The organism is Alteromonas sp. MmMcT2-5 (assembly GCF_022348315.1).
GTDB lineage: Bacteria > Pseudomonadota > Gammaproteobacteria > Enterobacterales > Alteromonadaceae > Alteromonas > Alteromonas macleodii.
In genome coordinates this window covers 24,186-35,717 of sequence record NZ_JAKRFB010000045.1, presented here as the reverse complement: position 1 = coordinate 35,717, position 11,532 = coordinate 24,186, and the positions used below count along the sequence as shown (strand labels likewise).

Genomic DNA, 11,532 nt, shown 5'->3' with positions numbered 1-11,532 from the left:
ATTAAAAAATCCGATACCAGAGACTGATATCGGATTTTGAAGCCTTAAAAAGATCGGTCAACCGATCATGAAAATTTTCTTAACTGATCGGCATTAGGCGTTATTGCCGGCTTTTTTGTAGAAAAATTATAATGTTGTTTGAATGTTTTCATTTGTTAATGTAGTGTGAATTCAGGTCGGATCAGTTTTACTTATGCTGTAATTAACACCGCTTTGAAGACGCGTGCGGTAAGAGTGGTTGACCTTTTTCATTTATCATTAGGGAACATTTGAGATGATTGACAACACCTTTAACGCTAAACGGACGCTTATTGCGTTATCACTCACTGCACTTCTCGGTGCGTGCGGCGATAACGATAACGACTTTTCTAATGTAGAACAACCAGCGCCCACAACGCCTACGACACCCGAACCAACACCAGCACCAATTCCAGCATTTTCTCCTGACGGTACACTGTCCGCGGATGTTACCTGGACCACCTATGGCGTTCCGCATGTGAAAGCCGATAACCTAGAAAGTATGGCTTACGGTGTGGGTTATGCGTTTGCACGCGATAACCTTTGCGTACTGGCCGACCAGATTGTGAAGTATAACTCTGAGAGAGCTAAGTATTTTGGTCCAGATACTGTACCTGGTAGCGGTGATTCAGAGCACCTTATTAACGATTTCGGTTTTCTTACTCTAGGTATTAGAGAGTTAGCAGAAGAGAACTTACCTCGGTTGTCTGCTAATTCACGTGCAATGTTTCAAGGCTACACTGCTGGATACAACCGGTACTTAGCTGAAACTCCTGTAGAAGAACAAGATCAAAGCTGTGCTGGCCAACCATGGGTCACTGAAATTGATAGTGTGGATCTATTAACGTACTCATTAGGCGTGGCGCTATTACCTGGGGCCGCTAATTTCTTAGGACCTATGTTTATTGCAGCGCCTGAAGGTGAGAGTTATCTACCTACTCCAGCTACGTCCTCAAGTGACGTTGCTTCTACCTTTAAGATTTCACCAACGGTAGGTCTGCCTGAAAAAAATCCTCAAGAAATGGGCTCTAATGGTTGGGGGTTAGGCAGCGATAAAACGACCAATGGCAAAGGTATGGTTTTAGGCAATCCGCATTTTCCTCACACAGGAAACCTACGCTTTTGGAATTTCCATGCTCAAGTACCCGGACACTTGAATGTAACAGGTGGCTCGTTGATGGGATTGCCTGGTGCAGTAAATATCGGATTTAACGAAAACGTTGCATGGACACACACCTTCTCGACGGCTGAACATTTTGTTGTGTATCAGCTGACCCTCGACGAAAATGATGAATCTGGCCTTACCCATATGGTTGATGGCAACAGACGCACCATCTATGAAAAGCCACTTCAAATTGATGTCGCAGTGGGTGGAGGGCAAACCATTAAGCTTAATAAGACCGCGTATTACACCAACTACGGTCCAATGATTGAAGTGCCTGGTAACTTTGATTGGAATGGTAATAATGCCTTTGCCATCAAAGACGCAAACCTGCCTAACTTTGATATTGTAGACCATTGGCTTGCCATGAATATGGCGACATCCATGGACGAGTTTAAGCAGGCGTTTAAAGATTACGACGGTGTTATTTTCAATAATACAATGGCTGCCTCTGATGATGGTCAAGTCTTCTACATTGACGATTCAACCGTGCCGAATCTAACCGAAACCGCAATTGAGCAACTAACGACTAACCCGTTACTTATTCAAACTAAAGCAGCTGCCGGCTTTACCGTATTACCGGGTAACATTTCGCAGTTTGATTTCGAAGGACCCGTTCCATACGAAGAAGCGCCTAAGTACGAGGGCACGGATTCAGTTCAAAACTCGAACGACAGCTATTGGTTAACGAATTTAAACTCACCAATTGTTGTAAGCAATCCGCTATTTGGTAGCGTGGAATATCAACAAACACTACGTTCAAGAATGGGTCAACAGTTTATTGAAAACGAAGCGGGAAGTGACGGAACCTTTACGCCAGATGAAGTGGAAGGCTTACTGTTTAATAACAGAAGTTATTTAGCAGAGAATATTTTGCCTTCATTGCTTTCGCTATGCGCCGCGCAAGGTTCAACACCTGTAGATGTAGACGGAACTAGCGTTGATGTTTCACAAGCCTGTGCTGCGTTGGAGGATTGGGATGGCACCATGAACCTTACAAGTACTGGTGCACACGTGTTTAGAGAGTTTGCATTCCAGTTTAACCAAGCGCCACAGTGGGAAACGCCGTTTTCACTAGAATCACCAGTCACTACGCCTTCTGGCTTGTTGCAAAATGACGTTACTCTTGAACAATTGGCAAGAGTAACTCAAGTGATTGAGCAAGCTGGTGTCGCATTTGACGCGCCGCTAGGGGACGTTCAGTTTGTTGAGCGAAGCCTGCCAGATGGCACGGCGTCTGGTATCAAACTACCATGGGCTGGTGCACACAATATTGAAGGTGGCTTTAACGTGTTTGACGTTATAAGCAACAGGAACGGTACGTTGCTTCCACGTCATAACTACGAGCCTGTGAATAGTAACACCATAATGAGTGCAGAAGCTGAAGGCTACCATATTAACTATGGCACCAGTTGGGCTATGGTTATTAACTTCACTGATGAAGGCCCCAAGGGACGGGGTATTCTGACCTACTCACAATCTCGCAAGTATGGCAGTGAACACTTCTTAGACCAAACTCAGCTTTATTCTACGCAGCCTACGCTAAGAGATATCTTCTTTACTGACGAGGAGATAGAGGCTAACAAGATAGAGCAAGTTACCCTATCGTCAGAATAAGATGAGACTGGTATTATAACGTAATTAGCAAAGCGGCGTTGCTTTTCACAAAGCAAGGCCGCTATTTACGTTGTGGGTAAACAACGACGCTTACCCGTTTATTTTACTAGGAGTAAAGTTTGGAGTTTTTGTACGAGTACGGTTTGTTTGTTGCCAAGGCAGTAACGCTAGTTATCGCTTTTATTGTGGTTGTATCTACCATTGTTGGCTTAGCGAGTAAGCAAAAGCATGGGAAAGGGCAACTTGAAATCGTGTCTATTTCTGAGCAGTTGAAAGACATTACAAATTACGCGAAACAGGTTCTGTTAGATAAAAATGCGTTAAAGAAATTAGCCAAGGAACAGAAAAAAGAAGCGAAAGCTAAAAATAAAGCAAAAAACAAAGCCAAAATCACAGAACAGGGCGAAGAGTCTGAGAAGTCCCGTCTTTATGTCATCGACTTTAAAGGTTCGATGGACGCCAATGAAGTGGAACACTTACGAGAAGAAATTACCGCTATCTTATGTGTAGCGAATAAAGAAGACGAAGTCTTGGTTCGACTTGAAAGTGGTGGGGGTGTTGTACACGGCTATGGACTTGCAGCGTCTCAACTTCAGCGTATCAAGGAAAAGGGTCTTAAACTAACGATTGCGGTAGATAAAGTGGCGGCAAGCGGTGGTTACATGATGGCTTGTGTTGCAGACAAATTACTGGCGTCTCAATTTGCTTACATTGGCAGCATAGGCGTTTTAGCTCAGTTGCCTAACTTCAATAAACTATTGAAGAAAAATGATATTGAGTTTGAACAACACACCGCTGGTGAATTCAAGCGTACTCTAACCGTATTTGGTGAGAACAACGATGAAGGCCGCGCGAAATTTAAAGAAGAAATTGAAGAGATTCATGTACTGTTCAAAGACTTCGTTCAAAGCCAGCGTCCAGATATGGACATCGATAAAGTCGCCACAGGCGAGTATTGGCCAGGTATTAAAGCTAAGTCGCTTGGCTTAATTGACGACATCACAACCTCAGATGACTATATTCTTTCTCATTATCCCGCACGCGAAATATTTAGTGTTAAGTATGCTGTGAAGAAAAATGTAGCAGAGAAACTGGGGATGTCTGCAGCAAATGTTGTTGAGCGCGTGTTTATGAAATCAATGAGCAAAGCGCGTCACTGGTTTTAATAGCGACAATTTGTCTGTGTTGATAATTCAGGACCGATGAAACGATTGTTAACACAGACGTACGTTAAATTTTTAACCTACAAAAAGATAATAAAAAGAATATGGCACGGCATACTAAAACCGATATATTAGATGCGGCAGAGTACTTATTTTCTCAAAGCGGGTTTACTCAAACATCCATGCGCGAGATTACTGCCAGAGCAGAAGTGAATTTGGCGTCGGTGAACTATCACTTCGGCAGTAAGAAGAATTTAATTCAAGCCGTGTTTAAAAGGTACTTTGATCACCTAATGCCGCAGGTAGAGTCTTGCTTGGCGTCTTTGACACCTATGGAAGGTGCGAAGGGCGTTGAGCAACTCTTGTATTCGTTGATCCCTCCTATGCTTAACCTCAACACCATTTCAGAGCAGGGTACTTCTACGTTTGTTAAGTTGCTAGGACGTGGCTACAACGAAACTCAGGGGCATTTGCGTAAGTTCTTAATGAATGATTACGGTGATTGTATCCGTGCACTTGTCGACGCTATAAGGCGTTGCCTTCCTGATTTACCTGAGGAAGAACTATTCTGGCGCTTGCATTTTGCGATGGGAAGTTTTGTATTTTCAATGGCGTCGAGCCAAGCGCTAACAGAAATAGCTGAGTCTGACTTTCACAAGCATGTCGATATAAAAGAAGTTATCCAGCACCTAGTTCCATTCGTAGCCCAAGGGCTAGCAGGCAAATAATTCAAGCGCGCTCGTTAAATACTCAGTTGAGAAAGAGTGGTAAGCTATTATTATTTCATAATAAATAGTGAAGGGGTCACATAACATAAGTGCCTCAACGACACTTACGGTATGCGACATTTATTGCGTTTTTACACCAGTAGCTAAACTAGATATTAAATCAGGTTATGCAAAATTATCGAGGAAGGGTTGCGCCAGGCGCCTCTGCATTGAGCTTTTCTGCCCAGAAATCCTTTACCGAAAATCCTGACTTTTTGGATGAAGGTGCCTTTTTCTTCGCTGGTTTCGCTGCGGCTTTTGCCTCTTTCTTTGGCGCTTTTTTCTCTTCGCTTTCACTCGTGGCGTCAGAAGAGCCAGAAGCTAACGACGCTGTCATTTCTTGAAGCTGTGCTAAACGGACGTTCTTACCGCCATCTACACTGTACCAACCACTTTTGCTCTCAATAGACGGTGCTTTGCCGTTCGCCTTTTTATAAGCTTCGGTAAATGCTGCTATCACTTCGTCTTTGTCTAAGTTTGCCATGCTTTTTTGCTCTTTATTTTGTTAAGATGACGAACGCTATGCGACGTATGTAATTGCTATAACGCTGAGAAAAACTCGCCCAGCGTAACGACCAAGCCAGCAAGTGTCGCAAAACTAAAATTGGATCTACTCACCACTCATAATTGTCTAATTACAGGTATAATGCTAAACGTTCGCGTCTTTTTATAACGTTTTTTGAACAATTTGTCTAACTTTCAACCGGAGGACTTGTGTCTATTACCCGCCTAGAACTACAAAATTATCTTGATGGAATGTTAAGGGTTAGCGAGATCAGTGATTATTGCCCCAATGGATTACAGGTAGAGGGCGCAAGTAAAATTGAGAAGATAGTTACCGGTGTAACTGCGTCACAAGCACTCGTTGATGCCGCCATTGAAGCTAAGGCAGATGCGCTAATTGTTCACCATGGTTATTTTTGGAAAGGTGAGTCACAAGTGATTGCGGGCATGAAAAAGCGCCGCCTTCAAGCGCTACTGTTAAATGATATCAATTTATTTGCTTATCACCTTCCACTGGATGTACACCCTGAATTTGGCAACAACCGACAACTTGCATCGCTATTAGGCATTCAAAATATAAGTGCGGTGAGCGGTGTGAAGCCTGTTGGCGTTGTTATGCACGGAAATTTTGAAGAAGAAATTGAAGGGTCAGCGTTACAGGTTAAATTACAGAAGTTGCTAGGGAGAGACGTGCTGATTGAGGGGCCTGTATCAAAACCTATATCGAAGCTTGCTTGGTGCACGGGAGGTGGACAAGGGTTCATCGAACAAGCGGTTGAACTGGGCGTCGATGCATTTATTACCGGAGAAGTGTCTGAACAAACTGTACACACGGCAAGGGAAATGGGGATAACTTTTTTTGCTGCTGGTCATCATGCTACTGAACGCTACGGTGTGAAATCCTTAGGAGAGCACATTGGGCAGCAATTCGACGTGCCTGTCGAGTTTATTGATATTGACAATCCTGCTTAGCGATGACTGTAGTATATGAATAACGATCGTATCTTCGATGGTATTGCAGAAAAATTCTCTAGCAATATATATGGCACTACTAAGGGAAAGCTCAGGCACACCTTATTATGTGATGTTCTCGAGCCTTATTTAACCACGCCTGTTCGCGCTATTGAAATAGGCGGGGGGACAGGTGTAATGACAGCGCATATTGCTTCTAAAGGGCATTCTGTTGTGTTAACTGACGCGTCGAAGGATGTACTTAAACAAGCTGAGGCACTGCTTGCAGATGCACCAAATATTACAATTAGGCATCAATATTTGCAGCAGATTGAGGATTTAGACAGTTTTGATTTAGTGATTTGCCATGCGGTTTTAGAGTGGCTGGATGCGCCCTTTGATGCTATCGATTTTATGTATAAGAACATGAAGCCAGGGTCCCGTTTAAGCCTAAGCTTTTTCAACCAAGATGCGAATTTGTTTGCCAATGCTATCTACGGAAACTTTGATTACATCGCGAAAGGGATGAAGGTTAAAAAGCAAGTTAGACTGAATCCAAAACAGCCGTTAAGTGCAACCCGCGTGGTTGAACATTGTGAATCATTGGGTTTCAAAATTATCGAAAAAGCAGGCATTCGTTGTTTCCATGATTACATGCGAGATATAACCCATCAAAGCAGCAAATTTGATGACTTACTTGTGCTAGAGCGGCAGTATCACAGGCAAGCGCCTTACCTTTGGTTAGGAAAATATTTTCAGCTGATTCTAGAAAAAGAGAAATAGAAAAAGCCAGTAAAAAAGAGTTTGTTGGGATATTTACGTAGCGGACTACATAGGGTTACGAGCGCGCTAATACGTAGATAGTTGTAGTGGCGCCTTAGAGCGCGTTCTCACCCGTCATAATATTATTGACCGTGATTTTTGCGATTTCCTCTAAGGCTTCGAGCGTGAAGAACCCTTGGTGGCCCGTTATTAAAACGTTCGGAAACGTAGTTAAGCGCTGAAAAATATCATCCTGAATTATGTCTTGTGAATGATCGTTAAAAAACAGTTCGGATTCTCTTTCGTAGACATCTAGCCCTAAATATCCAATTTTTTTCGACTTAAGCCCTTTAATGATGGCATTGTCATCGACGAGCCCGCCTCTTGACGTATTAATTAGCATGACGCCTTGAGGCATTTTATCAATACTCTTAGCATTGATTATATGATGACTCTGTTCGTTGAGCGGGCAGTGCAGGGTAACTATAACGCTTTTTTCAAGTAGTTCATTTAGCGTTACATAATGGGCTCCCATTGCGGTTACATCACTATTTGGATACGGATCGAAGCAAAGCACATGACATCCAAACCCCAATAGTATGCGAATAACCGCTTGCCCAATCTTTCCTGTGCCAATTACCCCTACGGTTTTACCGTGAAGCGTAAAGCCCATCAATCCTCCAAGATTGAAGTTGCCTTCGCGTACTCGGTTGTATGCTTTATGTGTTTTTCGGTTCAACGTAAGGATTAGCGCAATTGTATGTTCAGCTACGGTTTCAGGGCTATAAGCGGGTACGCGGCTTACAGTGATACCTGCCTTTGCTGCTGCATCCACATCAACATTGTTGAAGCCAGCGCAGCGAAGCGCAATATGTTTAACCCCACAGTGTTTTAGAACTTCAATGGTTTTCCTATTAATGTCGTCATTTACAAACACAACAACATCGCTGAATCCACTGCAACTCGCTGCGGTTGAAGCGTTCAGTGGGTGTTCAAAAAATGTGGCATTGATGGTTTTGTCACTAGCACCGTTTAATGTTTCCAGCAATTCAGAAAACAGAGCGTGTTCATAAGAGCGAGTACTAAAAAAAGCGATGTTTTTGTGTTGTTGGTCGCTGAGGTTATCGTGCGCTTTTTTACGTGCAGAGGTATTCATTTTAGTACCCAGTTAAGTCACTTTGACGGCAAAAAATTACCACATTCACATTCAAACTACATAGATGTAGATCAATAAATCTAGCGGGATGTATTGAGCACTAACGCATTAGGTATATTTCAAAACGCTCGTTCACTGCCGCCATGTCGGCGGCTATCTAAACTGCAAAGCGTACTAATGCGCTGATAAAAGCTTAGCGATGTCTTTTTCAATGGCTTCTGGTTTTACAGTAGGCGCATAACGTTTTAGCACCTTGCCTTGAGCATTAACTAAGAACTTAGTGAAGTTCCATTTTATACGTTTTGTGCCAAGAAGACCGGGGGCTTCGTTTTTCAATTCCTCAAAGAGCGGATTGGCATCTGGACCATTTACATTTGTTTTCTTAAATAATGGGAATGAAACGCCAAAATTAAGGCTACAAAATTGCGCAATATCTTCGTCGCTACCTGGCTCTTGATGTCCGAACTGATCGCAGGGAAACCCTAAAATTTCAAAGCCCTTATCGTTGTATTTTTTATAGAGCGACTCTAGTCCTTCATATTGAGGAGTAAAGCCACATTTGCTTGCCGTATTAACAATAAGTAATACCTTACCCTTGTATTGTTCAAGGGTAGTTTGTTCACCGTTGTTCAACGTAATAGCGTGTTCATAGAGCGCCAAAATTATTTTCCTATATTTTTGTTGTTGTTAAGTCTGTTACTCTTAGGTAATCCAACCATTTTTGTTAAGTATCTAGAGTATATTTTGTATGAGTAATTTGAAAGTGAGTTTTTTGGGCTTGGGTGTAATGGGCTATCCTATGGCAGGGCACTTGAGCAAAGCTGGCTATTCGGTCACTGTTTATAATCGTACCTCTCAAAAGGCACAGGATTGGCTAACAACCTATAACACTGGCGACGCTAAAGTCAGTGCTAGCAATACCGTTGCGCAGGCGTGTGAAGGCGCTGACATCGTATTTATGTGTGTGGGTAACGACAATGATGTAAGAGATGTGGGCACACAGGCGTTAGCAGTGATGAAGACGGGCAGTGTGCTGGTCGATCATACGACTGCATCAGCAGATATTGCCAGAGAACTATATAAAAGCTGCCAAGATAAGCAAGTTGGCTTCTTGGATGCACCGGTTTCTGGTGGCCAGGCTGGGGCTGAGAACGGGCAGCTGACCGTTATGGTGGGCGGCGATGAAGACGTATACAGCACGGTTGAGCCGGTAATGGCACATTATGCACGACACAGTCAGCTACTTGGTAAGAGTGGCAGCGGTCAACTAGCAAAAATGATGAATCAGATTTGTATTGCCGGCATTGTACAAGGCTTGGCTGAAGCACTACATTTTGGCCAGCGTGCTGGGCTTGATTGTAATGCGGTTGTCGATGTTATTAGCAAAGGCGCAGCTCAGTCGTGGCAGATGGAAAACAGAGCCAGCACGATGCTAAATAACAGCTTTGATTTTGGTTTTGCTGTTGATTGGATGCGTAAAGACTTGAGCATTGCATTGGATGAAGCGCGTAAGAACGGTTCGACTTTGGCGCTTACGGCACTTGTTGATCAATATTATGCAGATGTTCAAAAGCTTGGTGGCGGCCGTTGGGATACATCGAGTTTACTTACCCGACTAAAATAACGCTAACAGACTAACAAGAATAAAAGGCCCGCTGGTTTACAATAAAGATGTAATAAACAGCGAAAAACAGTGACGTTCTGGAAGCAGTGCGTGTTTATCCATAACGCAGGTTATGGGTGTTGCTTTAGTAATTTGCTAATTAAACATTACAGCGCCTGTTCTTGAGCAGATAGGGTAAGCTGTTCCAAACGGGCCTTGTTAACGTCACTCAAGGGGAGTGACATTATCTTGTCGAGTAGCTGTCTGACGTTAAATTTTCGGTAAACACCTGTGTCTGACTCAATCATGCACTGAAGAAGGTTTAGGCCAAATGCTGCGGTATCGGGGGAGAGTTGGAAAGCATCATAAAAATGCCTCATTGCCTTGTTGAATAAGCCTTCGATAAAGAGTTGTGTGCCGGCCTCGTTTATAGAAATGGCCTGTTCGTGATTTAAACCTAACCTTTCTCCACCCGAAAAAATCAGCTCGTCATTTATAACCTGTTCTGAAATAGCTTGTAACTCCGCGTTTTTGCGCTTAGCCATCAAGAGTAACTCACCAGCTTTACGTTCGTCTCCAAGACCGTGATGTACTTTTGCGGCAATAACGAGGATAGACGGCTCAGTGCGAAGGTAGTTGTCGACGTAGTCGCTTTCAAGCAAATGTGCTGCTTTTTCTAAGTCGCCGTCCAGCACAGCCGAGAAAGCCAAAAGGTAGTCTCTTTTTTGTAACGTCTGCGGGTCGCCCTGACTTCTTCCTGCAATGCCTACTAATTTTCTAGCCTGAGACAAGCTTTCTTTTCTATTGGTTTCAGGCGACTCTTCTGCAAGAAACAAATAGAACTCAGCGAGCTCAAACGTAAAGTCATTGAACCTGTCTTTTGCACTGCGATGCATAGCCCGTTTCTTCTGTAAGAGATCGATGGCTTCTACAACCTTGTCTTGCTTTTGATAGGCAATGGTTTTTAACTTTGCAGCTGGTAGGCTTAATTCACTAAACTTAATTTCATTTAAGTATTTTTCTACTTGATCGTAGGAGTCTTGTTCAAATGATATGGATGCAAGCCATTCAAATGCCTTGTCGCGAGCCAAGCTAGAGTTAACCATTTGGCTCAAATGGCTTTTACAATGTGGCCATTGACCCGAAGCGTACTGGCACTTTACTTTTCCCCATTGTGCCCAAAGAACTTTGTCAGAGCGGGTTAACACGTCGTCATAAATACTCAACGCTCGTTGCAAATCACCATTCTCGAAAAGAAGACGCGCATAAAGCTTTCTAATTTCAGCAACAAGCCGTGGAGGAATGCCTTCGGTGATCTTAGCTCTAACGACACTAATTGCTCGGTCAAGTTGTTTGTTATCCAGCGCGTGCAATACGTTTTTAACAAAGTCTCGATAACTTAAGTAATGGTTAATTTGGCGGGTTAGTGAAGCAATGGTGTATGGCTTAATAAGCAAAACGTCAGGCTGTAAATCCATTATACGGCCAATAATTTGCGGTGAGCGATCAGACGTTAAGAAAATAATGCCTGTGCTAGGTCTTATAAAGCCTGCCTCTCTTAAACTCTGGATCCATTCCACGCCTGTTTTGCCTTGACCTAGGTGATAGTCCATTAACAGGAGTTCAAAGTTTTGCTTTTTAAGTGCCGCTTTCAGTTCTACACCAGATGCAAAGCTACTTACCGATAAGTTAGCAATTGACATTAAATGTCCTCGAAGCGCAGTCCGAGCAGTAGCATTGTCTTCTACTATAGCTATTCTGAATTCCACGGCGACCAAACAAGGTTTACTTACATCAACCTAGCTTATCAGCGGCGAGATAAAAGTGCA

The 11,532-nt window shown here is 43.2% G+C and carries 10 protein-coding genes; 6 read left to right on the top strand and 4 right to left on the bottom strand.

Annotation, left to right across the window (positions count from 1 at the left end):
* Positions 1–274: 274 nt before the first annotated feature.
* From MHN09_RS16510 to MHN09_RS16500, 3 genes are all read left to right on the top strand, one after another.
* Positions 275–2,797, top strand: coding sequence for an acylase (locus tag MHN09_RS16510; protein WP_239241471.1), 2,523 nt, complete (start codon positions 275–277; stop codon positions 2,795–2,797).
* Between the two features lie 119 nt (positions 2,798–2,916).
* Positions 2,917–3,963, top strand: a complete 1,047-nt coding sequence (gene sohB, locus MHN09_RS16505; RefSeq protein WP_039227763.1) for a protease SohB — start codon at positions 2,917–2,919, stop codon at positions 3,961–3,963.
* A gap of 101 nt (positions 3,964–4,064) precedes the next feature.
* Entirely contained in the window at positions 4,065–4,688 is a 624-nt protein-coding gene (locus tag MHN09_RS16500; RefSeq protein WP_014949468.1) for a TetR/AcrR family transcriptional regulator, read from the top strand.
* A 175-nt stretch (positions 4,689–4,863) separates the two neighbouring features.
* On the opposite strand, the gene MHN09_RS16495 is transcribed toward MHN09_RS16500, so the two are convergent.
* Positions 4,864–5,211: a hypothetical protein gene (locus tag MHN09_RS16495; protein WP_075176577.1), complete on the bottom strand. Its 348-nt coding sequence runs from the start codon at positions 5,209–5,211 to the stop codon at positions 4,864–4,866.
* Between the two features lie 230 nt (positions 5,212–5,441).
* Here MHN09_RS16495 and MHN09_RS16490 point away from each other — a divergent pair, with 230 nt between their 5' ends.
* Positions 5,442–6,203 carry a Nif3-like dinuclear metal center hexameric protein gene (locus MHN09_RS16490; protein WP_075176578.1) on the top strand — a complete coding sequence of 254 codons (762 nt, stop codon included), beginning with the start codon at positions 5,442–5,444 and terminating at the stop codon, positions 6,201–6,203.
* A 15-nt stretch (positions 6,204–6,218) separates the two neighbouring features.
* The gene (locus MHN09_RS16485) at positions 6,219–6,965 is read left to right on the top strand and encodes a methyltransferase (protein ID WP_239241469.1); all 747 of its coding nucleotides are present in this window, start codon (positions 6,219–6,221) and stop codon (positions 6,963–6,965) included.
* A 94-nt stretch (positions 6,966–7,059) separates the two neighbouring features.
* Here the strand turns inward: MHN09_RS16485 and MHN09_RS16480 are convergent, their stop codons facing one another.
* Complete coding sequence (locus MHN09_RS16480) at positions 7,060–8,100, bottom strand: 2-hydroxyacid dehydrogenase (protein WP_239241468.1); 1,041 nt, start codon at positions 8,098–8,100, stop codon at positions 7,060–7,062.
* Positions 8,101–8,274: 174 nt separating this feature from the next.
* Complete coding sequence (locus MHN09_RS16475) at positions 8,275–8,760, bottom strand: glutathione peroxidase (protein WP_239241467.1); 486 nt, start codon at positions 8,758–8,760, stop codon at positions 8,275–8,277.
* 88 nt (positions 8,761–8,848) lie between these two features.
* Between MHN09_RS16475 and MHN09_RS16470 the strand changes: the two genes are divergently transcribed.
* Complete coding sequence (locus tag MHN09_RS16470) at positions 8,849–9,724, top strand: NAD(P)-dependent oxidoreductase (RefSeq protein WP_101564600.1); 876 nt, start codon at positions 8,849–8,851, stop codon at positions 9,722–9,724.
* Between the two features lie 146 nt (positions 9,725–9,870).
* On the opposite strand, the gene MHN09_RS16465 is transcribed toward MHN09_RS16470, so the two are convergent.
* Positions 9,871–11,454, bottom strand: coding sequence for a response regulator (locus MHN09_RS16465; RefSeq protein ID WP_342339610.1), 1,584 nt, complete (start codon positions 11,452–11,454; stop codon positions 9,871–9,873).
* Between the last annotated feature and the right edge of the window lie 78 nt (positions 11,455–11,532).